The organism is Brevundimonas sp. (assembly GCF_029945885.1).
In the GTDB taxonomy this organism is placed as follows: domain Bacteria; phylum Pseudomonadota; class Alphaproteobacteria; order Caulobacterales; family Caulobacteraceae; genus Brevundimonas.
On the sequence record NZ_JAQSDK010000028.1, the window covers coordinates 11,776 to 36,480 of the forward strand.

Consider the following 24,705-nt stretch of genomic DNA (forward strand, 5'->3'; position numbering starts at 1 on the left):
ACGATGACCGGGACCACGGATCGCAAGCTGTTTCTCGGAGGCCGCCTGAAACGGCTGCGCCGCGACATGGACCTGACCCAGACGGCCATGGCCGCCGACCTCGGGGTTTCCCCAAGCTATCTCAACCACATAGAGCGCAACCAGCGTCCGGTATCGGCCCAACTTCTGCTGCGTCTGGCCGACACCTATGACGTCGACCTGCGCGCCCTGGCCCAGCAGGCCGGCCCGGCGGGCGAGGCTGAACTGGCCGAAATCCTCGCCGATCCCGTGTTCGGCGGCCTCGCCGTACCGCGCCACGAGATCCTGCAGCTGGTCGATGACGCCCCGGGGGCCGCTGACGCCCTGGTGCGCCTGTACCGCGCCTTCGCCGACCGCCGCACCCGCGAACAGGCCGAAGGCGGCAGCGTCATCGGCGCGGAGTCACCCGCCGACTGGGTCCGCGACCATATCCAGGCCCGCAGCAACCATTTCCCCGAACTCGACACCCTCGGTGAAGCCCTGCACGACGCCCTGTTCCCCGACGATCCCGCCATCCGGGGCGAGAGCTTCGAGGTCCGCGCCCGGGCCCGGCTGGCCGACCGCCACACCCTGCCGGTCCGCATCATGCCGGCCGAGGTCATGGTGGAATGGACCCGACGGTTCGATCCCCATCGCCGGCGCCTGCTGATCTCGGAAACCCTCGGCCCCGCCTCCCGGGCCTTCGCCATCGCCTTCCAGCTGGTGCTGGTTGAGTACGACACGGAATTGGCCGCCACGGTCGAGGCTGCCGGCGCGCCGGACGACCCCACCCGCCGCCTGCTCAAGGTCGCCCTGACCAACACCCTCGCCGCCGCGACCCTGATGCCCTACGCCGCCTTCCAGCGCACGGCGGAAGAGACCGGCTATGACCTGGCGCGTCTGCAGGCCCGGTTCGGCGTCAGCTTCGAACAGGCGGCCCACCGGCTGACTACCCTGTCGCGGCCGACGGCGCGCGGCGTCCCCTTCTTCCTGATGCGGGTCGACCAGGCGGGCAATATTTCCAAACGCTATGCGTCCGGGGCCTTTCCCTTCTCGCGTTTCGGCGGGGCCTGTCCGCGCTGGCGGCTGCACAGCGCCTTCCGCACGCCCGGCCGGGTCGTCACCCAGATCATCGAGACGCCGGACGGCAATCGCTGGTTCACCCTGGCCCGCACCGTCGACCGCCAGGGTCATGACGGCTTTGGCGAGGGTCAGGACCTGGCCATCGGCCTGGGCTGCGAACTGAAGCACGCCCACCGGCTGACCTATGCCCACGGCCTCGACCTGGCGTCACCGGAGGTGACCCCCATCGGCCCCGCCTGCCGCCTGTGCCACCGCCATCCCTGCGCCGAACGGGCCGCCCCGCCGGTCGACCGGCCGCTGACCGTCGACGACTGGTCCAAGTCGGTCAGCCCCTATCCGTTCGGCGAGGCCTGAGGCTCAGAGCAGGGTCAGGGTGCCGCCGTCCAGCCGATGGGCGACGCCCGTGGCCATAAAGATCGTCGCCAGCACCGCCGCCGGATCGCCTACGCCCTCGTCCAGCATACGGGTGATCGCCCCGGCCGGGGCCGGGTCGGCGGCAAGCCGGGTCAGGGCCGCCAGCCACTCGTCGCGGGACAGGACCCCGTCGTCAGCACTCTCGCGCTGGAAGTCGGTCAGAATGTCAAAGAAGTCCCCGCCGTCGGCCCTGTGCCGGGCAGCTTCCAGCGCCAGCGACCAGACCGCGCCACAGGCGTAATAGGCCCGATGTTCGCCGCGTTCGCCGGCCCCGGCGACCGGCGAATCCCGGGCCAGGGACACGCAGTCCTCAACCTCGCGCTGCAGTTCGGTCCGCGCATCATAGGCCGGATCGATCGCCGCGATGGCGCGAACGGCCATCAGATCGGCCCCGCCCTCGGTGATCCAGGCCTCACGGCTGAACGCATAGCGCAGGCCATTGGAGCCGAGCCAGAAATGGGCCGCCTCATGGCCGATGAACCAGTGGGCCCGATCCAGCGCCTCGCGGTCCGGGTTCAGCACCCCCTCCCCCTCGAAACTCATCGAGATCAGTCCGGGCAGGACACTGCCGCCCATGCTGGACAGGTGTTCGGTAGGGCCCGTCCAGCTGACCATCAGGGTCGGGGCCCCGCCGCGACTGGGCCCCAGCCGGTCCGCGTAAAAGCCCATGACGCGGGGCGTGAACCCGCCCAGCTCATCGCCCAGCCAGCCCGGCAGGCCGGGATCGATCACCGTCGTCACCCCCTGGTCCTGACGAATATGGGCAGCGCCGAACAGGACATAGGTGCGGGCATCGACCGCCATCGCCTCATCCAGTCTTTCGCCGTTGAACAGCACCGGCCCGGCCCGGTCGCGCCAGGTGACCCGGGACGGCTCACCCTCGAGCTCAAGCCCGTTCAGGTCGGTCGGCAGCGCCCGGGCGGCCTCAATCGTGTCCAGCGGCATCACGTCAAACTGGCCCGAGAACAGGGCCACGGTCCCGTCGGAGAACATCAGGGCCGGGTCATAGTCGGCCTCCAGATCGCCGGCCTGGGGACGCAGGCTGATCCGCACCCGGGCAGGCACCGGTCCGCCGTCCGGGGTGCGCAGAACATCATAGCCCCCCTGCCGGTCGAGCAGAACGCCGGGGGTCTCGACCGACCACCACGACGGACGCCACGGCTCACGGCTCTCGCGCAGCAGGGCGGACTGGAAGAAGGCCCAGACCGGCGAGGCCTGTTCGAAGGTGAAATCAGCGGTCCAGTGATCCCCGTCGCGGGTCACGGTGACGGCGACCGGCGGGGCGGCATGCGGATCGACCCCGGCCGTCGAAACGTCGGGCAAGGCCAGCAGCAGGACGGCGAGCATCGCGCCCGCGAACGGTGTTCTGATCATGGACGTCTTTCTAGAGGCCGGCTTCGGACGCGTCAGCTTACGGATTGCTCATCCGCCGCCCGCGCCATCGCCCGCCCCGCCGCCGCCAGTTCGCCGGCCATCACCGCCTTCAGCCGCTGCGGGGCGACGATCGCCACCCGCTCGCCCCAGCTGAACAGATGCCAGGCCAGTTCGCGCATGCCGCTGGCGCGGAAGCGCACGAGCACCGATCCATCCGCCTCATCCTCCAGCGTCTGGGTCGGATGCCAGCGCCAGGCCCGGGCCTCGTCCGCTCCCTCGGGCGTCACCCGCAGGACCACATCCTCGATCTCGTCCTGATAGATGCCGAACGACTGGCTGGCGAAGGCCTGCAGGTCGAAATCGGCGGGCGGGGCCGCGATCCCGTCCAGGGCCTCGACCGCGCTCATCCGGTCCAGCCGGAAGGTCTGGATACGGCCGCTCTCCCGGTCCGCCCCGACCAGATAGTTGGCCCGGCCGAACATCACCCCGCACGGGGCCACGCTGCGCCGGCGCGCCTCGGCCCCGGGCCGGGAATAGGTAAAGCCCAGCGGCCGTCCCGCCAGCACCGCCCCCCGGATTTCGGCCAGAACCGCCTCATCCGCCGACGGCCGTGGGCCGGCCTGCACCGCGATGGTCTCGGCCCGGATCAGGGCCTCCAGATCCGGGGCCAGCCGGTTCAGGGTGGTCGAACGCATCGCCGACTTCAGCTTGCGTTCCAGCCCCTCCAGCGCCGCCGCCCGCCCGGGCTCGCCCGTCGACCGCAGACCCTGGGCCGCCCGCGTCAGCTCGACCAGTTCCGTCGTGGTCGGGGCCTGTTCGAAGGCCGACAGCCCGCCGCGGATACGCCAGCGTTTGGTCGGGGGATCGGACACTTCTTCCGCTGCCGGAAACAGCATCAGCACCGCGTCCCGCATGCGTTCGGCGGTCCGCCGGCCCACCTGCATCGCCGATGCCATGTCATCGAGGGTCAGCCCCTCGGCGCTGGCCGCCATATGGCGCGCCAGCTCGATGACCATCACCGCCTTGTCGTGTCTCATCGGGTCGCTCGATCCTATACGTCCGTTTCTGGCGCAACACTGTCGCAAAGTAGGATCATCAGCAAGCCACCCCGCTTCAGGAGTTCCCCATGGCCCGCGCCTTCGCCCCCCACGCCGCCGTCTCCGCCAACCGTTATCTGATCGTGCCCTGCGAGGCCGACGGCTGTTCCGACCTCGCCGTCATCTGGGACCGGCTGGAGGAACAGGTCGTCGACGTGATCGATGCCGCCGCCAGTGCCCGCTATTCGGACGAGGACGCCCTGTGGGACGAGTTCCGCGCCGCCGGCACCGAGACCCGCGCCGAGGATCATTTCCGCCTCGCCGCCTGACCGGGCTAGCGGATCCGGGCGTAGAAGGCCTCGATCAGGTCCAGCCGGTCGGCGAAGGGCACGGGGCCCGCCGCCGGGCCGTCATTGCCGAACATCAGCAGCTGCCCCGGCATCGCCCGATACTCGGGCCAGGCCGGTCGTCCGCCCCCGTTCGGATCGCCGGTCGCCGCAAACCCGGTCCAGTAGTCGGCCATCGCCGTCGCCGCCCGCTGATCGCGATCCTCCACCGCCCAGGACGAGGCCGACAGATTGTCGAACACATAGGGCCGCTCAGACGCATGGGTCGCGCCCCCGTGAGGCTCCGGCATGGCCGCTGACACCACATCAAAACGATAGAGCCAGGTCGGATGGCCTGCCCGGGCGTGCAGCCGCGCCAGATGACGGGCCGGTTCGTTGAAGGCCAGGTCACTGACCACATGGGCGTTATAGGCGTCCTCGCCGCCATAGGCGTTCAGCAAGGCGGCCCGTTCCCCGGGGGTCAGGGCGTCATCGATCTCACCGTAGGGGCTCAGATCCGACGGCTTCATCCACCAGAATTCCGCGCTGTTGGTGCCGATGATCAGCGGCACCGGGGCCTGCAGCCCCGCCGCAAAGGCCGGCTCGACATCCCCGTCGACCAGCCCGCCGCCGTCGGCCCCGTCGATGACCAGCAGATCACCACCGTAGAAGCTGGGCGCGGGCGTCAGAAAGGCCTCGGCGGGCACCGTGCGCAGCTGTTCGGCCGTGGCCCCGGCCAGCCCCAGCGAGGTCGCGAACGCCTCACCGCGCGCCTCCAGTGACGGACGGCCCGGACGGCTGTCAAAGGTCGGCGTCCCCCGGTCCCGGCCCAGTCCGGACTGGACCACCGCCCGGTGAAACAGGCCCCGTGCCGGTTCGGCAATCATCAGCCGCAACACCGCCGCCCCTCCGGCCGACTCGCCGAAGACGGTGACATTGTCCGGATCGCCGCCGAAAGCCGCGATATTGCCCCGCACCCATTCCAGGCTGGCGACGATGTCGGCCAGGCCGTAGTTGCCGACCAGAGCCTCACCGCCCGCCTCCGCCGTCAGGGCCGGATGGGCGAAGAACCCCAGACGCCCCAGCCGGTAGTTGACGGTCACGACCACGACGTCGCGCCGGGCCAGATTGGCCCCGTCGTACAGGGCCGCCGTTCCGGAGCCGTTGTTCAGCCCGCCGCCATGGATCCAGACCATGACCGGTACCGGGGCCTCGACCGCCGCCGGAGCCCAGACGTTCAGGGTCAGGCAGTCCTCGCTCATCGGCAGGGGGCCGACACCGGGATCGCCGCCGGAAGGGGGCTGGATGCAGATCGGCCCCACGGACGATGCATCGCGCATCCCCGTCCAGGCTGCGACAGGCTGCGGTTCCCGCCACCGCAGGGTGCCGACCGGCGGCGCGGCATAGGGAATGGCCTTGTAGGCGGCGATCCCGGCCTCGACCCGCCCGACCAGGGCCCCCTGCTCGACGCGGACGACCGGATTCACATCACCGGATGAGGGATCGGCTGTAGCCATATGGAGGGAGACCGCGGCAACCAGGCTGGCAAAACTCATAGGCCCCACCCTAGCCGGAATCCTCCGGGGGACCAGTCGCCGGCTGTCGGGAAAAATACTTGGGGCCGCGACGAACCAATTGGAGGGCTCGTGCGTTACCCGGACTCGTAATCCGGGGATCACGTTGAAAGAGCTAGCGATTTCGGGCGACCTGGCGGTCGATCTGGCGACAGCGTTCGACGCGTCGCCCAATCCTTATATGCTGCTGACGCCCGAGCTGCACTTTGCCGGTATGAATGCGGCCTATCTCGACGTGGTCGGCAGCACCCGTGCCGACCTGATCGGCCGTAACCTGTTCGAGGTCTTCGACGGGGGGGCCACGGACGAGGGCCGGGAGAACAGCCGCCAGCTGCGCGCCTCGTTCGAACGGGTGCTCGAGACCGGCGAGCCCGACCATCTGGCCGTGATCCGCTATGCCATACCCCGGACGCTGCCGTCCGGCGAGACCGTTCTGGAAGAGCGCTACTGGTCAGCGACGCACACGCCGATCCGCGACAGCGACGGCCGGACCGCCTACATCCTCCAGCACACCAACGACATCACCGAGCTGGAAATCCTGCGCCGCCAGGCCGCCGGTCGCCAGACCGAGACGGCGCTGACCAACATGGTCAGCGGCGACATCCTGACCCGCGCCGAACATGTGCAGGAGGACAATCGCCGCCTGCAGACTGAACGCAACCGCCTGTTCGACATCTTCATGCAGGCACCGGGCTTCATCACGGTCCTGTCCGGGCCGAACCACGTATTCCAGATGCACAATGCCGCCTATGCCCGGCTGGTGGGGCGCGACGACCTGGTGGGCAAGTCCGTGGTCGAGGCCCTTCCCGAGGTCCGCGAACAGGGGTTCATCAACCTGCTCGACCAGGTCTGGATCACCGGCGAGGCCATCGAGGGTCGCGGGTCACCCTTGCAGATCCGTCGTCACAACGGCGGTCCGCTCGAAACCGTCTATGTCGACTTCGTCTACCAGCCGATCCGCGACGCGGCGGGCCGGATCGTCGGCATCTTCGTCCAGGGGCATGAGGTGACCGACATCGTCCTCGCCGTCGAGCGCCAGCGGCTGATGATCGACGAGCTGAACCACCGGGTGAAGAACACCCTCGCCACCGTCCAGTCGATCGCGATGCAGACGGCCCGCACCCACATCGACCCGGCCTCATTCGCCGAAACCTTCCAGGCGCGGTTGATGGCCCTGTCCCATACGCACGACCTGCTGACCCGCAGTCACTGGGAAGGGGCCGAACTGGGGGCCATTCTCGAGCATGAGACCGAGGCCCACGGCCCGCAACGGGTCCTGCTCAACGGCCCGCCACTGGCCCTGACCCCGGCGACCGCCCTGTCCCTGGGCATGATCTTCCATGAGCTGGCGACCAATGCCGCCAAATTCGGGGCACTGTCATCCGTTGACGGCCGGGTTCTGGTCGACTGGACCATCATCGACCGACCCGTTCGCAGGCTGAACCTGACCTGGCGCGAGGTCGACGGTCCACCGGTCGAGGCCCCGTCGCGTCGCGGGTTCGGCAGCCGGCTGATCGAACGCAGCGTCCGCCACGATCTGGCAGGCAGCATCGATTTACGTTATTCAATTGGGGGGTTCGAGGCCACGATCTCGATCCCGCTGGACCGTGGAGACCCGACATGACCGCAGGACTGGACGGCCGACGCGTGTTGATCGTCGAGGATGAATCCCTCGTCGCCATGCTGCTTGAAACCATTCTCGAGGACATGGGCTGCCAGCCCGTGGGGCCCGCCTCCACGGTCGAGGAAGGCCTCGCCATGGCCGGCGACGAGTCCGCGCTCGACGCGGCCCTTCTCGACGTCAATGTCGCGGGCCAGCAGATCTTTCCGGTCGCCCGTCTGCTTCGGGCCCGCGGCGTGCCCTTTGTCTTCTCGACCGGTTACGGCGAGGGCGGCCTGCCCGACGAATGGCGCGGCCAGGCGACGATCCAGAAACCCTTCACCGAGACCGCCATCCGCGACGCCCTGATGAAGGCCATGGGCGTCGTCCTCGCCTGACATCCGCCTCGGGACGGCCGCGTCAGCGACGTTTGACGTCCTTCAGCACGGCCCGGGCCGCATTATGCCCCGGGGCCCCGGTGACCCCGCCGCCCGGATGGGCCCCCGAGCCGCACAGATACAGACCCGGCACCGGCATCCGGTGATCGGCATGGCCCATCACCGGCCGCGCGCTGAACAACTGGTCCAGCCCCAGCTTGCCGTGGAAGATGTCGCCCCCGACCAGGCCAAAGCGCCGTTCCAGATCCCTGGGGGTCAGGGCCAGACGCCCGACCACCGAAGCCTTGAACCCCGGCGCATAACCGTCGACCGTCTCGATCATCAGGTCCGCGACCGTGTCCCGGTGCTCGTCCGCCAGGGTCGGATCAACGTGCTGGCAGAACAGGCTGGCGACATGCTGCCCGGCCGGGGCCAGGCTGTCGTCCAGCGTCGAGGGGATCAGCATTTCGACGATCGGCTTCGACGACCAGCCGTTCAGCCGCGCCTCGGCATGGGCCCGGTCCATATAGGCCAGGCTCGGGGCCATGATGATCCCGGCCGTGTGATGATCGCCCGCCTCTGGCAGGGCGGTGAAGGTCGGCAGTTCGGACAGGGCCACATTCATGCGGAAGGTCCCGGACCCCGACGCATAGTTGCCGATCCGCTCCTGGAAATCCTTCGGCACCACCGCCGGATCGACGAACCGGTCAAACAGCAGACGCGGATGCAGGTTCGACACCACGGCCCGGGCCCGCACCGTATCCCCGGCCTCGGTCACCGCGCCCACGGCCCGGCCCTGTTCGGTCAGGACGGCGGCCACCGGTGCCTCCAGCCGGATGTCGACCCCGACCCCGGCACAGGCCCTGGCCATGGCCTGGGTAATCGCCCCCATGCCGCCGATCGCGTGCCCCCAGACGCCCTTGCGACCGTTCACCTCGCCGAACACATGATGCAGCAGCACATAGGCCGAGCCCGGCGTATAGGGGCTGGCATAGTTGCCGACGATACTGTCGAAGCCGAACAGGGCCTTGATCGGATCGCTCTCGAACCAGCCGTCCAGCCAGTCCCCGGCCGACTTGGTGAACAGGTCCAGCAGGTCGCGCTGCCCGGTCACGTCCAGACCCGCCACCCGCCGCCCGACCGCACCCGCCTTCAGCATCTCGGGCAGGGCCGCCAGCCAGCCACCCTCGACCACATTGGGCGGGGCCTGCAGCACCAGATCGCGCAGGATGGCCGCCACCGTTTCCAGCCGGGTCTCATAGGCCTCCAGCCGCTCGGCATCGCGGGTCGAGAAGCGGGCGATCTCGGCCCTGGTCCGCCCCTCCCCGGCCGTGAAATACTGACCGTCGTCCAGCGGCAGGAAGTTCGACATCCGCCGCTCGACCACCCTCAGACCGTGCCCGGCCAGGTCCATGTCGGCGATCACCTTCGGGTTCAGCAGGCTGACCGTGTAGCTGGCGGTCGAGTTGCGAAAGCCCGGGTGGAATTCCTCGGTCACCGCCGCCCCGCCGACGACATGACGCCGCTCCAGCACCGTCACCTTCAGTCCGGCCTTCGCCAGATAGAAGGCGCAGACCAGCCCGTTGTGGCCGCCGCCCAGAATGACGACGTCGGTATTTGTGGTGGTCATGGTTGCTCCGGCCAGCCGTCGACATAGCGTGAAAACAGCAGCGGCTTGCCCAGCCAGTAGCAGAGCTCGGCCGGGCGGGTGATGTCCCACACCGCCAGGTCCGCGACCTTGCCCACTTCAATCGTGCCGATCTCCGCTTCCAGCCCCAGCGCCTTCGCCGCGACCCGCGTCGCCCCGGCCAGCGCCTCCTCCGGCGTCAGGCGGAACTGGACACAGGCCAGGTTCAGCGCCGCCGTCATCGAGGCCAGCGGCGAGGTGCCCGGATTGCAGTCGGTCGCCACCGCCATGGCCACCCCGTGGTCCCGCAGCAGCGGGACCGGCGGCGGCCTGGTCTCGCGCAGCATCAGATAGGCCCCGGGCAGCAGCACGGCGACCACCCCGGCCTCGGCCATGGCCTTCACCCCCGCCCCGGTCGTGTGTTCGATATGGTCGGCCGACAGCGCGCCATATTTCGCCGCCAGCGCCGCCCCGCCGCCGTCCGACAGCTGGTCGGCATGCAGTTTGACCGGCAGGCCCAGCGCCTTCGCCTTGTCGAACAGCCGCGCCACCTCCTCGGTCGAGAAGGCGATCGGCTCGCAATAGGCGTCGACCATGTCGACCAGCCCCTCGGCATGGGCGGCGGGCAGGATCTCGTCCACCGCCAGATCGACATAGTGGCCGCGATCCGATTTCCACTCCGGCGGCACCGCGTGCAGGCCCAGATAGCTGGTCCGCACCCGCACGTTGGTCTCGGCCCCGATACGCCGGGCCACACGCAGCATCTTCAGCTCGCTCTCGCGGTCCAGGCCATAACCGGACTTGATCTCGACCGTCGTCACCCCCGTCGCCGTCAGCCCGTCCAGCCGGCGCATGGCCGAGTCGAACAGCGCCTCCTCCGACGCGGCCCGGGTCGCCTTGACGCTGGAGACGATCCCGCCCCCGGCCCGGGCGATCTCTTCATAGGTCGCCCCCTCCAGCCGCTGTTCGAACTCGCCCGACCGATCCCCGCCGAACACCAGATGGGTATGGCAGTCGATCAGCCCCGGCGTGACCCAGGCCCCGCCCAGCCGGTCAGTCTCTGTCGCCTCATGGTCCGGCAGGTCAGCCCGCGCCCCGACCCAGGCGATCCGCCCGTCGCGGATCAGGATCGCCCCGTCCTCGATCGCCCCGTAGGGTTCGCCACCCGCGACCATGGTCGCGATCCGGCAGTCGGTGATCAGGCGGTCGGCGCGGATCATCGCGAGGCGAACCCGGCCAGCAGTTCGCACAGCCAGCGCCCGGCCGTCAGCGAACCCAGGTCGCCGATCTCCAGCGACGGGTCATATTCGGTCAGGTCGACGGCCTTCACCTTCGGATGGGCCCCGATCACCCGGGTGGCGTCGAAGAAGTCATGCACGCTGATGCCGCCCGGCCGCGCCCCCGGCGAGGTCGGCCACTGGCTGCGGTCGATCACATCGATGTCGAAATCGACGAAGATGACCTCGACCAGAGCCGCCAGCCGCGCCAGCTCCTGCGCCACCACCACGGCGGTGCCCTGCTCGCGGCACTCCCGCGCCGTGCGCACCGAAATCCCCGCCGCCCTGGCCTTGTCATGCGCCCGCCGGGTATTGGCGAACGGGGCCAGGCCGATCTGGCTGATCCGCGCCCCGTCGAGGCCGTCCTCCAGCAGGGCCTGGACCGGATTGCCGTTGGTCAGCCCCTGATCGGTATCCCTCAGGTCGAAATGGGCATCCAGCGTCAGCAGCCCGGCGCGCGCCAGACCGATGCCGTGCACGCCCGGCCGCGTCACCGCATTATTGCCGCCCAGCAGGATGGTCAGCGCCCGATGGGCCTGTCCGGCCACCGCATCGCGCACCGGACCGAATCCGTCCGCCGGCGACAGGGCCTTCAGCGGCACATCGCCCGCCTCATGGATACGCAGGTCGGACAGGTCGACCCCGGTCTCGACGTCATAGACCGAGAAGCGCGGCAGTACCGCCCGCAGCGCCTTCGGGGCCAGGTCACAGCGGCCCGGCGTCAGCGACCGCTCGCCCAGCGGGGCCCCGATCAGGGCCACCGGCGCATCCACATGATTCCCCAGCAGATCGGCGATGGAGGTCCACGACAGGGCATCCGATTTCGGTGTGTCTTGCGTCATGCCTCAGGCTTTCGTCGGCGAGAATTTGGCGACCAGATCATAGGCGTCGCCGGGAAAGGTCTGCCAGGCCCAGGTCACGCCCTGACCGTCGCGCCAGGTCCGGCGCTCCAGCTTCAGACACGGGGCCCCCAAAGGCAACCGAAGCGCCCGGGCGATGTCGTGGTCCGCGCCCACGGCCGAAATCCTGTGCTCGGCCTCCGTCCACGGCGTCCGCGCCAGCAGCCAGCTGCCCGCGGCCTGCACGGCAAAGTCCGCAGCCTCCGCCTCCGGTGCCGCCGCCAGGGCGATCAGCCGCCGCTCGTGACCGAACGGCAGGTCGTCGGCCAGATGCAGGGTCTCGACCGCGATCAGCAGCCCCTGCCCGGCCAGCCAGGCCTCCTCCGCCGTCGCCGCCCGCACCTGACGCGACAACAGCCGATGGCCATAGGTCAGGCCCCGACCCTCGACCTCGGTCTGGATGTCAGGAATGGCCACCAGGGACGCCGAATGCAGCGGCGGGTGGGCCACCACCGACCCGGCCCGGCGTCGGCGCGTCACCAGTCCCCGCGCCGCCAGTCTCGACATGGCCTTGGAGGCCGTCATCCGCGCGCAGCCGTACTGGGCCATCAGCTCACCCTCGGTCGGCAGCCGGAAACCGGGCTTCCACTCCCCCGACAGGATGCGGCGCGCGATGTCGCCTTCGATCCGTCGATGGATGACCGGGGTGTCCATCGGCCGACTATCCGGCTTGCCCTGAGTTATGTCTAGACATAACCTGACGGCAGACAGGGAGCTTCTCATGACCGCCACCCCCAACACCCGCGTCATTCGCGCCCCCCGCGGCCCCGAGATGACCGCGAAAACCTGGGCGGCCGAGGCGGCCCTGCGCATGCTGATGAACAACCTCGATCCCGAGGTCGCCGAACGGCCCGAGGATCTCGTGGTCTATGGCGGCATCGGCAAGGCCGCCCGCGACTGGGCCAGCTTCGATCGCATCGTCCACGAACTGCGCGAACTGGAACCCGACCAGACCCTGCTGGTCCAGTCGGGCAAGCCCGTCGGCGTGTTTCGCACCCACGTCGACGCCCCGCGCGTGCTGATCGCCAACTCCAACCTGGTGCCCAAATGGGCGACCTGGGAGCATTTCAACGAGCTCGATCGCAAAGGGCTGATGATGTACGGCCAGATGACGGCCGGATCGTGGATCTACATCGGCACCCAGGGCATCGTTCAGGGCACCTATGAGACCTTCATGGAGGCCGGTCGCCAGCACTATGGCGGCGACTGGACCGGCCGCTGGATCCTGACCGCCGGGCTCGGCGGCATGGGCGGGGCCCAGCCGCTGGCGGCGACCATGGCCGGGGCCTCCTGCCTCGCCGTCGAATGCCAGCGCAGCCGGATCGAGATGCGGCTGAAGACCCGCTACCTCGACGTGATGGCCGAGACCCTTGATGAGGCCCTGGCCCTTCTTGAACAGGCCAGGGCGGACGGAAAAGCCATATCTGTCGGCCTGTTGGGCAATGCGGCGGATGTTCTGCCTGAACTGGTCCGGCGCGGCGTGCGGCCCGATCTGGTCACCGACCAGACCAGCGCCCACGACCTGATCAACGGCTATCTGCCCCAGGGCTGGACCGTCGCGGAATGGGAGGACAAACGCGTCTCCGACCCCGCCGCCGTCGCGGCCGCGGCCCGCCAGTCCTGCGCTGTCCACGTCCAGGCCATGCTGGACTTCCAGGCCGCCGGCATCCCGGTCACCGACTATGGCAACAACATCCGTCAGGTCGCCTTCGACGCCGGGGTCGCCAACGCCTTCGACTTCCCCGGCTTCGTCCCGGCCTATATCCGCCCGCTGTTCTGCCGCGGCATCGGCCCGTTCCGCTGGGCCGCCCTGTCCGGTGATCCGGCCGACATCGCCAAAACCGATGCGGCGATGAAAAACCTGTTCCCCGACAACGCCGGCCTGCACCGCTGGATGGACATGGCCGCCGAACGCATCGCCTTCCAGGGCCTGCCCGCCCGTATCTGCTGGATCGGCCTCGGCGACCGCCACCGGGCCGGCCTGATGTTCAACGACATGGTCGCCTCGGGCGAGCTCAGCGCCCCGATCGTCATCGGCCGCGACCACCTCGACTCCGGCTCGGTCGCCAGCCCCAACCGCGAGACCGAATCAATGATGGACGGCTCCGACGCCGTGTCCGACTGGCCCCTGCTCAACGCCCTGCTCAACACCGCCTCCGGTGCCAGCTGGGTGTCGCTGCATCACGGCGGTGGCGTCGGCATGGGCTACAGCCAGCACTCGGGCGTCGTCATCGTCGCCGACGGCACGCCCGAGGCGGCGAAACGTCTGGAACGCGTGCTCTGGAACGACCCGGCCACCGGGGTCATGCGCCACGCCGACGCCGGCTATGAGATCGCGAAGGACGCCGCGCGCGAACACGGGCTCAATCTGCCGGGCATTCTGTGACCCTCTCCCGGCGGGAGAGGGAGACCGCGCACGGCGTCCCGGACCTGATCCGGGACGTCGTTCTGGCGCGGTCGGGTGAGGGATTACGGCGTCCAGCCATCCCGCACCGAAACCCCTCACCCTTTCGCGCCAGAAGCGATCGCTACGCTCTCGCGCGCTCAAGCCCTCTCCCGCTGGGAGAGGGGTCGATGATCACGGAACACCTCGCATGACCAAACTCACCCTCGGCACCACGCCCCTGACCCTCGCCCGGCTGCGCGCCGTGCTCGACGGCCCCTGCACCGTCGACCTCACCCCGGCCGCCTGGGCCAATGTCGACAAGGGGGCCGCCACGGTCGCCGCCATCGTCGCCGAGGGTCGCACCGTCTACGGCATCAACACCGGCTTCGGCCTGCTGGCCAACACCTCGATCGCGCCGGAAGATCTCGAGACCCTGCAGCGCAACCTGGTGCTCAGCCATGCCTGCGGCGTCGGCCCGCTGCTGAGCGACCCGGTCGTGCGCCTGCTGATGGTGCTGAAGATCGCCAGCCTGTCGCGCGGGGCCTCGGGCATCCGCCGCGGGACGCTCGAGGCCCTGATCGCCATGGTCAATGCCGACGTCCTGCCCTGTATCCCGTCCAAGGGGTCGGTCGGGGCCTCGGGCGACCTCGCCCCCCTGGCCCATATGAGCTGCGTCCTGATCGGCGTCGGCGAGGCCCGTCACAGGGGCGAGCTCCTGTCCGCGGAAGCCGCCCTGGCCCGCGCCGCTCTCAAACCCCTGACCCTCGGCCCCAAGGAGGGTCTGGCCCTGCTGAACGGCACCCAGTGTTCGACCGCCCTGTGTCTGGCCGGCCTGTTCGCCACCGAGGCCGTCTATGCCGCCGCCGTCGCCGCCGGGGCCCTGTCGGTCGATGCCCTCAAGGGATCCGACGCCCCGTTCGACGCCCGCATCCACGCCCTGCGCGGCCAGCCCGGCCAGATCGCCGTCGCCGGACGCCTGCGCGCCCTGATGGCCGGCAGCGCCATCCGCGACAGCCACCGCCACGACTGTTCCAAGGTCCAGGACCCCTATTCCCTGCGCTGCCAGCCCCAGGTGATGGGGGCCATCCTCGACCTGCTCAACAATGCCGCCGCCACCCTGACGCGCGAAGCCAATGCGGTGACCGACAATCCGCTGGTCTTCATCGAGGACGGTGACGTCATCTCCGGCGGCAATTTCCACGCGGAGCCGGTGGCCTTTGCCGCTGACCAGATCGCCATGGCGCTGTGCGAGATCGGCAATATGTCTGAGCGCCGGACCTCGATTCTCGTCGATCCGAACATGAGCGCCCTGCCCGCCTTCCTGGTGAAGGAGAGCGGCCTCAACTCCGGCTTCATGATCGCCCAGGTCACCGCCGCCGCCCTCGTGGCCGAGAACCGGATGGTCGCCCATCCGTGCAGCGTCGACACCGTCCCGACCTCCGCCAACCAGGAAGACCACGTCTCCATGGCCACCCACGGCGCGCGCCGCCTGCTGGACATGGCCGAGAACACCGCCGCCGTCGTCGGGATCGAGCTGCTGGCCGCCGCCCAGGGGATCGAGTTCCACCGCCCGCTGACGTCCTCGCCCGATCTGGAACAGGTCTTCGCCATCGTCCGCGAGGCCGCCGCCGCCTACGGCAGCGACCACTATTTCGCCCCCGACATCGCCCGGGCCACGGACGGTGTCAGGGCCGGCCGCTACCGGGCCTTTGCGGCGGGCCTGCTGCCGTCGGAATAGGGGTCGACCTCTAGGGCCGTTCCGGCTGCAACGGCGCGCGTCGCAGCACCGCCAGACTGGACGAGCCGGTGCAGAAACAGACGGTCCGCAACTGCCGGATGACGATCTGGAAATGGTCGACCACCGCCTCGGTCGAGACAGTGGCCGCGCTCAGCAACCCGGCCGCCTGACCGACGATATCGGCCCCCAGCCGGATGGCGCGGGCCGCGTCGACGCCGTCGCGTACCCCGCCCGAGCCGATGATCAGCGTGTCGGGACAGGCCGCCCGTACCGCGGCGATGGCCGTCGCCGTCGGATTGCCCCAGTCGGAAAAGGCCGCAGCATGGGCCTTGTCGGCGGGATCCGGTGCCCGCTCGCCCTCGATCAGGCCCCAGTTCGACCCGCCGGCACCGGCCACGTCCAGCCCGGCGACGCCCATCTCGACCAGTCGCCGCGCGGTGGCGGCCGACAGGCCCGCTCCCGTCTCCTTGACCAGAACCGGCGCGTCCAGCCTGCGGATCAGCGCGCCCAGCGCCGCCCCGACACCCCACCAGTCGCGGTCGCCCTCGGGCTGACAGGCTTCCTGCAGGGGATTCAGATGCACGATCAGGGCGTCGGCCCCGATCATGTCGATGACCCGGCGCGCCGCGTCCACGCCAAAGCCGCGGGTCAGCTGGGCCGCACCGATATTGGCCAGGATCGGCGTGTCCGGGGCCCGTTGCCGCAGCCCCAGGTCCAGCCCGGGCGCGCCGCCGCTTTCCAGCGCTGAACGCTGCGAGCCGACCGCCAGGGCAATGCCCAGATGCTGGGCCGCCTCGGCCAGCCGGATGTTGATCGCCCCGGCCCGCGCCGGACCACCGGTCATGGCGCTGATCAGCAAGGGGGCCTGCAGCCGCCGACCCAGCAGGTCGGCCCCGAGGTCGATCTTGCCGTGATCCAGATCCGGCAGGGCCTCGTGCACGAAGCGCACGGCGTCGAAGCCGGCGTCGGTCCGGTGGCGGCCGCCGCCCGACAGGACCACGTCAAGATGCTGGTCCTTGCGGCCGGGGACGGCGTCGGTCACGCCGGGGCTCCGCCGGCCCGTGTCGGGACGGCAGGCCTCATCGGCGCTCGGGCTGACGGTCGACGGTCATCGCATAGGCCCCGGTCTGGCCCTGTCCGAAACTTCCGGCCCGGATGACATAGGTCCCTTCGGACGGTGCGGTCCATTCCAGCTTGGCATGGGTGTCGGACAGGCTGTCATCGTCCTGTTCCAGGGCTTCGAACGTGCCGTCTTCCTGGGTCTGTCCCAGGGTCAGTAAAGCGTCGAAATCGTTGGAGACCATGGTGATCACCAGCTTGTCGCCCTCCTTCACATGCACGGCATAGGCATCGAAATAGCTGCCGTCGTCCGCGGTGGCGTCATTGTCGACCAGGGTGCCGCGCGCGGTCGCCCCCACCAGGATACTGCCGGGCTCCGGCTGCGGACCCCGGTCGATCAGCTCGATCGAATACAGGCCCTCGGCCTCTGACCCGAGCGGCGAGGCGCGCAACACATAGTCGCCGGTGGCGGGCAGGGTGAAGTTGAGCCGCGAATCCGTGCCCTCGCCGAGGCCGTCGTCATCCTCTGCCAGGACGGTGAACTCGCCGTCGGACGCGCTGACCTGCAGATAGGTGTCGAAATCACCCGAGCGCATGATGATCTGCACCCTCTGCCCCTCGACCCCGCTGAAGCCGTAGGAATCATAGCCGCGGTCATCGCCGTCGCGCGGATCACCCTCGCCGATCTCGCCCTCGACGGTCACGCCGAACGCGAGGGCCTCGGGGGCCGGTTCCGGCTCGATCTCGTTCAGGGACAGGCTGTAGGCCCCGGTGGCGTCGCCGGAAAAGCTGCGCGCCTCCAGCCGGTATTCGCCGTCGGCCGGCAGGGTATAGGTCAGCCGGGAATCCGTGCCCTCGCCGCCATCGTCGTCCGATCGCAGACTGGTCAGCGCGCCGCTGGCAGCGTCGATGCTGAACAGTTCCAGATAGGTGTCGAAGGCCGACGAGGTCATCGTCGCCTGCAGTCGCTGTCCGCCCTGGCCGGAGAACCGGTAGCCGTCCGCCGTCTGACCGGCGTCATTCTTGCCGTCGGACTCGTTCAGCTCCCCGTCGATGCTCGCGCCGATGGTGATGGATTCGCCGGGCGCGACGGGCGCAACCTCCGACAGGCTCAGTGTATAGGCACCGGTGCCGGTCTCGGACAGCGGTGTAACGCGCACGATGAAGGTCTCGTTGCCGGGGGCCGTGAACACCAGATAGGAATCCAGCGCGCCGCCGCCGGGGCCGTCGTCGTTCTGGGCCAGTTCGACGAATTCGTTTCCGTTCATCCGCCCGACCCGCACCACCGGATCAAAGGCGGTGGAGGCCAGCCGGATTCCGACCCGGTCCCCGGTCCGCGCCCGGAAGCTGTAGGCGTCATAGAAGGACCCCTCTTCGGTCTCCGGGTCGCGCGCCGCCAGCTCGCCCGAGCGGTCCTGACCGATACGGATCGCCGTGGGCCGCGGGGCCCGCGCCGCCGGCGGCCGCTCGCTGATCGACAGCGTATAGGCACCGCCGTCCGGCCCGGACAGGGTCCGCGCCCGCAACAGATAGTCGCCGTCCCGGTCGGCGGTGAAGCGCAGACGCGAGTCGGTGCCCCCGCCGAAGCCGTCGTCGTCACCCTGCAGTTCGTCCGCGTCCGATTCGGCATTGTAGAGGCCAAGATAGGTGTCGAACGCCTCGGACCGCATGATGATGTCCAGCCGCTGGCCGGTGCGCGCGGTGAAGCGATAGTCGTCGTAGCGGTAGCCTTCATCGGCGGCGATCGCATCCGCCTCATCCAGCGTCCCGGTGACCGAAGCGCCGATCCGGATCGCTTCCTGGGCCAGGGCCGGAGCCGCAACGACCATCAGGGCCAGGACACTGACCGTGGCAATAGAGATTGAACGACGCATTTGAGCCCCCTTGTTCCTGGGCTGATCATAGACGCCGAACCGGGGGGGCTGTAAATCGCGCCTGACTTAATCGATTCATGACAACAGGAGCGCCGCATGACGGCCGAGACCGCCCGCGCGACCCTGATAGACGGCAAGGCCTTCGCCGCCGGCCTCGTCGATCGCGTCACCGCCGCCACCGCCCGCCTGATCGCTGACCGGGGCATCAAGCCCGGTCTGGCCGTCGTCATCGTCGGCGAGGACCCCGCCAGCCAGGTCTATGTCCGCAACAAGGGCGAGCGCACCCTGGCGGCCGGTATGCGGTCCGACACCCACCGCCTGCCGGACTCCACCGACCAGGAAACCCTGCTGGCCCTGGTCGCCGCCCTGAACGCGGATTCCGGCATTCACGGCATCCTGGTGCAACTGCCCCTGCCGGCCCACATCGACACCAGCGCCGTACTGGGCGCGATCGACCCGGACAAGGACGTGGACGGCTTTCATGTCGTCAATGCCGGCCGGCTCGCCGTCGGCCTGCCCGGCCTCGTGCCCTGCACCCCCCTGGGCTGTCTGATGCTGCTGAAGGCCGCGCTCGGCGACCTGTCCGGCCTCAATGCCGTGATCGTCGGCCGCTCCAACATCGTCGGCAAGCCGATGGCCCAGCTGCTGCTGGCCGAGAGCTGCACCGTCACCATCGCCCATTCCCGCACCCGCGACCTGCCCGCCCTGTGCCGCACCGCCGACATCCTGGTCGCCGCGGTCGGCCGGCCGGAAATGATCCGCGGCGACTGGATCCGCCCCGGGGCGACCGTCATCGACGTCGGCATCAACCGCCTGCCGTCACGCGATCCGGCCAGGGCCGCCGAGGGCAAGACCCGGCTGGTCGGTGACGTCGCCTTCGACGAGGCGGTGACGGTCGCCGGGCGGATCACCCCGGTCCCCGGCGGCGTCGGTCCGATGACCATCGCCTGCCTGCTGGCCAACACCTATACGGCCGCCTGCCGGGCCGCCGGGGTGACGCCGGACTCACTCGACGCTTGATGCCCTGTCCTCTTGGGCGGATAGTCGGGCTCCATCGCGCCCCGTCGGTTCCGCCCAGGAGACGTCCATGATCCGGTTCACCCCGCGTGCCTCTGCCATTGCCGCGGCTGTCATCATCCTGCCGTCGGTCGCCGGGTGCGGCTACAATACCATTCCGACCAAACAGGAAGCCGCCAAGGCGCGCTGGGCCGATGTCCAGTCGCAGTACCAGCGCCGGGCCGACCTGATCCCCAACCTGGTGTCGACGGTGCAGGGTGCCGCCATCCAGGAGCGCACCACCCTGACCCAGGTCATCGAGGCCCGGGCCCGCGCCACCGGGGTGACCGTCACACCCGAGACCCTGAACGACCCCGCCGCCTTCCAGCGCTACCAGGCGGCCCAGGGCGAACTGTCCCAGGCCCTGTCCCGTTTGCTTCTGGTGGTCGAACGCTACCCTGATCTGAAATCAAACCAGAATTTCCTCGCCCTCCAGTCCCAGCTGGAAGGAACCGAGAACCGGATCGCCATCGCCCGGCGCGACTACAATGCGGCGGTCCAGGACTATAATACGTCGCTGCGGACCTTCCCGACCGTGATCTGGGCCAAGACCCTGCAGTCCGATGCCGAGCCGATGCAGCTGTTCACGGCCACGGCCGAGGCGCAGACGGCCCCGACCGTCAATTTCGACGGCCTCGGTCCGGCCGCCCCCGGCGGCGCGGCGCCTCCGGTCACACCCGGCGCAACCCCGGCGGCGACCCCCGCCCCGTGACCCGGCCATGCCGGTCACTGTCGGATCGCAACGACGCGCGGACGATATCCGGTCTGGTCGTCGTCCTGCTGATCTGGCTTTTCGCCGCGGTGCCGACCCTTGCCGCGCCGACCTTTCCGGCCCTGACCGGTCGGGTCGTCGACGGGGCCGGGCTGCTCAGTCCGGCCCGCGAGGCCGCGCTGACCGAGACGCTCGCGGCCCTCGAGCGCGACACAACCGATCAGGTGGTGGTCGTCACCGTCGACAGCCTGCAGGGCTACGAGATCGAGGACTATGGCTACCAGCTGGGCCGCGCCTGGGGCATCGGCCAGCAGGCCGGAAACAACGGTGCCCTGCTGATCATCGCTCCGACGGAACGCAAGGTCCGCATCGAGGTCGGCTACGGACTCGAGCCGGTTCTGACCGACGCCCTGTCGGCCCTGATCATCCAGAACGACATCCTGCCCGCCTTCCGGACCGGCGGCTATGAGGCCGGGATCACCCGCGGCGTCGCGGCCATCGACACCCAGTTGCGACTCGACCCGGCCGAGGCCCGGGCCCTGGCCGCCGACGCCGCCAGGCCGAAGACCGAACTGCCGATCGGGGCGATTGTGGTCATCAGTGTGGTCTTCCTCCTGCTGCTGTTCGCCCTGATCGGGGCGGCCTCCTCGCGCGGACGACGTCGTCCCGGCGGTGACGGCCTGACCCCGATCCTGATCTGGGCGGCGACGGAGGCTTTGAGAAACAGCGGCCGCGGCGGACGCGGCGGCTTCGGCGGCGGTGGCGGCTTCGGCGGGGGTGGTTTCGGCGGCGGCGGCGGCAGTTTCGGCGGCGGCGGTGCCTCGGGAGGATGGTGATGAAATTCACAGCCGATGACCATGCGCGCATCGCCCGCGCCATCGCCGAGGCCGAAACCCGGACCTCGGGCGAGATTTTCTGCATCCTCGCGGGGCAGGTCTCCTCCTATCGTGACATCTCGCTCGGCTGGGCGGCAGCGGGGGCCCTGATCCTGCCGCTGGCCCTGGTCCCGTTCGGCTTCGACGCGACATGGCTGCCCGGCTTCGGCAATGGCTGGGAGGTCGCCCATCTGGCCGCGCGGGAGGTCACGGTCGGCCGTACCCTGGCCGCCTATGCGCTGATCCAGGCCGCGGTCTTCCTGGCCGTCTTCATCCTGACCTCGATCCCGACCGTGCGTCGCCTCGTGACCCCGCGCAGTATCCGTCGCGCCCGGGTCCGCCGCGTCGCCCTGAGCCAGTTCCTGGCCCACGGGCTGCAGGTGACCGAAGGCCGCACCGGCGTGCTGATCTTCGCCGCCCTGTCGGATCATCAGGTCGAGGTCATCGCTGACGCGGGCATTCACGCCCGGGTCGATCACGACATCTGGGCCGCCTCCGTCGAGGTTCTGGTCAGGGGACTGCGCACGAACCGCCCGGTCGAGGGCTTCGAACAGGCGATCGATCTGTGCGGCAAGGCCCTGGCCGAACAATTTCCCCCGGGCGCGAAAAATTCCAACGAGGTCGCCGACCGACTGGTCGTGATCTGACCCCCTGCCCGCCCCGAGACTCCGTCCGTCGCCGGACGGGCACCGCCACTCGCCAAGGATCCCATGGCCCGCCTGCTGACCTACAATGTCCACCGCTGCGTCGGGGTGGATCGACGCCTCGACATCGATCGCATCGTCGCCGTCATCGCCGAGCATCAGCCCGACATTGTCTGCCTGCAGGAACTGGACGTGGGCCGGGCCCGCACCGGCTTTATCGACCAGGCCTGTGCCATCGCCGAGGGCCTGGCCATGTCCTTCCATTTCCACCCGGCCATGCGGGTCGAGGCGGAACTGTACGGCGACGCCATCCTGACCCATCGCCCCGAGCAGCTGGTCAGGTCAGGCCCCCTGCCGACCGTTCGCGGCATTCCGGGACTGGAGCCACGCGGGGCCCTGTGGGTGGTCGTCGATATCGACGGCGTGCCGGTCAATATCCTCAATACCCACCTCGGCCTTGTGCCGCGCGAACAGCGGCTGCAGGCCGAGGCGCTGGCCGGTCCCGACTGGCTGGGCCATCCGGACTGCGCCGGACCGACGATCCTGACCGGTGACTTCAACGCCACCTCCCTGACCCGCCCCTACCAGACCCTGGTCCGCAGACTGCCCGACGCCCAGCGCACGCTCGGCCTGAAGCCGTCGATCAAGACCTTTCCGTCCAGCTTTCCGGCGATCCGCATCGACCACTGCTTCGTCAGCCCCGACATCACGGTTCGCGCGATGTCGGCCCCGTTCTCGCCCCTGGCGCGGATGGCTTCGGATCACCTGCCGCTGATCATGGATTTCGATGTGGATCCGGATGCAACTCGCCGCCCCGCGTCCTGAGATCACTCAGCCGCCCGGGCTCGGTCCGTTGTGACGGATTGCGCCGCCGCCACGGTCGCCAGGCGTCGTCGGACGACGAGGGATCGCCCAGCTGCCATTCGGCGATGAACCGTTCGACCACCGAGGGCGGCGCGGCCCCCAGCGGACGCATACGTCCCGTATCGAAATGCCGGATCGCCGCTCCGGTCGACCCCATCGCCGCCTCGGCGGCCGCAAACGCATCCGCCGTCACCCCGATGAAATGACCGATACTGTGGTGACGGATGCTGGCGATCCTCGCCCGACCGGCGGCCGTCGTCGGCTCCGCGGCCACGTCACATTCGGTATCCAGCCCCAGTGACCGGTTGTTCAGATTGGTCGAGCCGATCCGCAGCACCTGGTCGTCAATGACCGCGATCTTGGCATGGATGATGATCCGGGCTCCTTCCGGGGTCACCGGGGCAAAGGCCGAGAACCGGCCGTGGGTGTCGGCACTTTCCAGCCGGAACAGCACCTCGGACCGGGCCGTGTCCATCGTCATCCGGTCGAACCAGCTCGGGCTTCCGGCCGTCGAGATCAGCACCACCTCGGGTCCGTCCGCCTCCGCCAGCCGCTCGGCCAGGGCCGCGGCGATCACCGGCGAGGTGAAATACTGGTTCTCCAGATAAATCAGCCGGCGCGCCCGGCAGATCATCTCCAGATACAGGGCCTCATTCTCCCGAACCTCGCCGCGCCCGCCCCATTTGGGCTCGGTGCGGGCGATGGCGACGGGGGTGTCCAGCAGGTCGGGGGTGACCCCGTCGGGCCAGGGGTCGCCGGGCACCGTGTCGGGGACGGTCCGTTCCCAGGTCGCCCGGAACCAGCGTTCGCGGGCCAGGTCGCCCAGGGCCCGGGCCGCCGCGCCGTCCAGCACGCACATCATTTCGTGGCGCGGGGCCGAGATCAGGCCCGACGGCTGGCAGCGGCGCGGATCGCCGTCCAGATGTTCCGACGTGTCCCAGCGATCGGTCGAGATGTCACCACCGCCGCAGAAGGCGACCGCGTCATCGATGATCACCACCTTCTGATGGTGGCAGGCTCCGATCGGTCCCGGGGAGTCCAGACGGAACTCCACCATCCGCTTGCGGAACCAGCCCTGGGCCCGGTGCGGGTAAAACCCCTGGGAGGCGGCGATCAACAGCGGAGATTTCCAGATCAGCAGCCGCACATCCAGATCCGGTCGCGACTTGACCAGCATCCGCAGCTGGTGGCCGATCTCGGCCTGACGGTCGCCGTGACGGGTTTCCGGGTCCAGCCGTGTGCGGGGGTCGAACTGCCAGCCCAGGATCACGATCGAGCGCCGCGCCTTGTCCAGCGATGACTTCAGGGCGTCGAAATAGGCCTCGTTCTCCATCAGCACGGCGAAACGGCCTGCGGTCTCGACCCGCCAGCAATCCTGCCCCGGGTGCAGCAGGGTCTCGTCGGGGCTGTCGGTCTCGTCGTGCATGGCGTCAGCCTGACCGATTCGCATGACGTCGGGATGTGCGCCGTGTTCAGGACGTCTGAACCCGACTTCCGTTCCACGGACCAGCCATCAGGGTCAATATCCAGGCCTTCGCGGCGGCCGGTATTTGCCCGATCGCCGCTTTTGGCGCATAGAAACATCATCGTTTCTGAACCGGGGAGGTCGGCGATGCAGGCGCTGATCCAGATGATCGCAGGTTTTATCGCCATGCTGGCGGCTGCGGCCCTGTCCCAGTTCGGCGTCAATATGCACGCGCCCCGTCAGGCCGAACGCGAAATTCACCGCGTCACCGACTGCGAGACCCCGACGGCGGCCGTGATCGCGCCGGCGGCCGGATCCAAACGCGACTGTTGAGCATTCGTCGGCTCCCGGGGGAATTGACCCGGCCGCCTTTGCTCCCCTCCGCTAAGCCGCTAGGGTTGCTGGCCTGCGCGCGCGCTGTCCGCGACGACGTCCCCGGGATCGAGA

Annotated in this window: 22 protein-coding genes; 12 read left to right on the plus strand and 10 right to left on the minus strand. The window is 69.4% G+C overall.

All coding sequences use genetic code 11. From position 1 onward, the window contains the following. The first annotated feature begins 3 nt into the window (after positions 1-3). Positions 4-1,434 carry a short-chain fatty acyl-CoA regulator family protein gene (locus PSV00_RS10760; protein ID WP_300446955.1) on the plus strand — a complete coding sequence of 477 codons (1,431 nt, stop codon included), beginning with the start codon at positions 4-6 and terminating at the stop codon, positions 1,432-1,434. Between the two features lie 3 nt (positions 1,435-1,437). Here PSV00_RS10760 and PSV00_RS10765 read toward each other — a convergent pair whose 3' ends face one another. Together PSV00_RS10765 and PSV00_RS10770 are read right to left on the minus strand one after the other, a co-directional pair. Next, positions 1,438-2,868: a hypothetical protein gene (locus PSV00_RS10765; RefSeq protein WP_300446957.1), complete on the minus strand. Its 1,431-nt coding sequence runs from the start codon at positions 2,866-2,868 to the stop codon at positions 1,438-1,440. Positions 2,869-2,900: 32 nt separating this feature from the next. Then, positions 2,901-3,905: a WYL domain-containing protein gene (locus tag PSV00_RS10770; RefSeq protein ID WP_300446959.1), complete on the minus strand. Its 1,005-nt coding sequence runs from the start codon at positions 3,903-3,905 to the stop codon at positions 2,901-2,903. Between the two features lie 89 nt (positions 3,906-3,994). Between PSV00_RS10770 and PSV00_RS10775 the strand changes: the two genes are divergently transcribed. After that, a complete protein-coding gene (locus PSV00_RS10775; RefSeq protein WP_300446961.1) occupies positions 3,995-4,234 on the plus strand; it encodes a hypothetical protein in 240 nt (79 codons plus the stop codon). 5 nt (positions 4,235-4,239) lie between these two features. On the opposite strand, the gene PSV00_RS10780 is transcribed toward PSV00_RS10775, so the two are convergent. Further along, positions 4,240-5,787 carry a carboxylesterase family protein gene (locus PSV00_RS10780; protein ID WP_300446963.1) on the minus strand — a complete coding sequence of 516 codons (1,548 nt, stop codon included), beginning with the start codon at positions 5,785-5,787 and terminating at the stop codon, positions 4,240-4,242. Between the two features lie 124 nt (positions 5,788-5,911). On the opposite strand from PSV00_RS10780, the gene PSV00_RS10785 reads away from it, so the two are divergent. Both PSV00_RS10785 and PSV00_RS10790 read left to right on the plus strand, forming a co-directional pair. Next, positions 5,912-7,429 carry an HWE histidine kinase domain-containing protein gene (locus tag PSV00_RS10785; protein ID WP_300446966.1) on the plus strand — a complete coding sequence of 506 codons (1,518 nt, stop codon included), beginning with the start codon at positions 5,912-5,914 and terminating at the stop codon, positions 7,427-7,429. Continuing rightward, on the plus strand, positions 7,426-7,803 hold the full coding sequence (locus PSV00_RS10790; protein WP_300446967.1) for a response regulator: 378 nt from the start codon (positions 7,426-7,428) through the stop codon (positions 7,801-7,803). The genes PSV00_RS10785 and PSV00_RS10790 overlap by 4 nt, the downstream gene beginning before the upstream one ends. Before the next feature lie 22 nt (positions 7,804-7,825). Here the strand turns inward: PSV00_RS10790 and PSV00_RS10795 are convergent, their stop codons facing one another. Genes PSV00_RS10795 through PSV00_RS10810 form a run of 4 tightly spaced genes read right to left on the minus strand, consistent with a single transcriptional unit; the run spans position 7,826 to position 12,239 of the window. Continuing rightward, complete coding sequence (locus PSV00_RS10795) at positions 7,826-9,412, minus strand: NAD(P)/FAD-dependent oxidoreductase (protein ID WP_300446969.1); 1,587 nt, start codon at positions 9,410-9,412, stop codon at positions 7,826-7,828. Further along, a complete protein-coding gene (gene hutI / locus PSV00_RS10800) occupies positions 9,409-10,626 on the minus strand; it encodes an imidazolonepropionase (protein WP_300447317.1) in 1,218 nt (405 codons plus the stop codon). Before hutI ends, PSV00_RS10795 begins: the two co-directional genes overlap by 4 nt. After that, positions 10,626-11,528, minus strand: a complete 903-nt coding sequence (locus PSV00_RS10805) for an agmatinase family protein (protein ID WP_300446971.1) — start codon at positions 11,526-11,528, stop codon at positions 10,626-10,628. The genes hutI and PSV00_RS10805 overlap by 1 nt, the downstream gene beginning before the upstream one ends. Before the next feature lie 3 nt (positions 11,529-11,531). Beyond that, positions 11,532-12,239, minus strand: a complete 708-nt coding sequence (locus tag PSV00_RS10810) for a UTRA domain-containing protein (protein WP_300446973.1) — start codon at positions 12,237-12,239, stop codon at positions 11,532-11,534. A gap of 67 nt (positions 12,240-12,306) precedes the next feature. Between PSV00_RS10810 and hutU the strand changes: the two genes are divergently transcribed. Then, positions 12,307-13,971, plus strand: coding sequence for a urocanate hydratase (gene hutU, locus PSV00_RS10815; protein ID WP_300446975.1), 1,665 nt, complete (start codon positions 12,307-12,309; stop codon positions 13,969-13,971). 208 nt (positions 13,972-14,179) lie between these two features. Beyond that, entirely contained in the window at positions 14,180-15,709 is a 1,530-nt protein-coding gene (hutH, locus tag PSV00_RS10820) for a histidine ammonia-lyase (protein ID WP_300446978.1), read from the plus strand. A gap of 10 nt (positions 15,710-15,719) precedes the next feature. On the opposite strand, the gene fni is transcribed toward hutH, so the two are convergent. Continuing rightward, positions 15,720-16,751: a type 2 isopentenyl-diphosphate Delta-isomerase gene (gene fni, locus PSV00_RS10825; protein ID WP_300446981.1), complete on the minus strand. Its 1,032-nt coding sequence runs from the start codon at positions 16,749-16,751 to the stop codon at positions 15,720-15,722. 37 nt (positions 16,752-16,788) lie between these two features. Next, on the minus strand, positions 16,789-18,642 hold the full coding sequence (locus PSV00_RS10830) for a PPC domain-containing protein (RefSeq protein ID WP_300446984.1): 1,854 nt from the start codon (positions 18,640-18,642) through the stop codon (positions 16,789-16,791). Positions 18,643-18,738: 96 nt separating this feature from the next. Between PSV00_RS10830 and PSV00_RS10835 the strand changes: the two genes are divergently transcribed. From PSV00_RS10835 to PSV00_RS10855, 5 genes are all read left to right on the plus strand, one after another. Continuing rightward, complete coding sequence (locus tag PSV00_RS10835; RefSeq protein ID WP_300446986.1) at positions 18,739-19,662, plus strand: bifunctional methylenetetrahydrofolate dehydrogenase/methenyltetrahydrofolate cyclohydrolase; 924 nt, start codon at positions 18,739-18,741, stop codon at positions 19,660-19,662. Between the two features lie 67 nt (positions 19,663-19,729). Continuing rightward, the gene (locus tag PSV00_RS10840; RefSeq protein WP_300446989.1) at positions 19,730-20,410 is read left to right on the plus strand and encodes a LemA family protein; all 681 of its coding nucleotides are present in this window, start codon (positions 19,730-19,732) and stop codon (positions 20,408-20,410) included. Continuing rightward, positions 20,407-21,246: a TPM domain-containing protein gene (locus PSV00_RS10845; protein WP_300446992.1), complete on the plus strand. Its 840-nt coding sequence runs from the start codon at positions 20,407-20,409 to the stop codon at positions 21,244-21,246. Before PSV00_RS10840 ends, PSV00_RS10845 begins: the two co-directional genes overlap by 4 nt. After that, positions 21,246-21,932, plus strand: a complete 687-nt coding sequence (locus PSV00_RS10850) for a TPM domain-containing protein (RefSeq protein WP_300446995.1) — start codon at positions 21,246-21,248, stop codon at positions 21,930-21,932. The genes PSV00_RS10845 and PSV00_RS10850 overlap by 1 nt, the downstream gene beginning before the upstream one ends. A gap of 63 nt (positions 21,933-21,995) precedes the next feature. After that, positions 21,996-22,754: an endonuclease/exonuclease/phosphatase family protein gene (locus PSV00_RS10855; protein ID WP_300446998.1), complete on the plus strand. Its 759-nt coding sequence runs from the start codon at positions 21,996-21,998 to the stop codon at positions 22,752-22,754. On the opposite strand, the gene PSV00_RS10860 is transcribed toward PSV00_RS10855, so the two are convergent. After that, a complete protein-coding gene (locus tag PSV00_RS10860; protein ID WP_300447001.1) occupies positions 22,705-24,219 on the minus strand; it encodes a phospholipase D-like domain-containing protein in 1,515 nt (504 codons plus the stop codon). The genes PSV00_RS10855 and PSV00_RS10860 overlap by 50 nt on opposite strands. Positions 24,220-24,405: 186 nt before the next feature. Between PSV00_RS10860 and PSV00_RS10865 the strand changes: the two genes are divergently transcribed. Further along, complete coding sequence (locus PSV00_RS10865) at positions 24,406-24,591, plus strand: hypothetical protein (RefSeq protein ID WP_300447004.1); 186 nt, start codon at positions 24,406-24,408, stop codon at positions 24,589-24,591. Positions 24,592-24,705 lie beyond the last annotated feature (114 nt).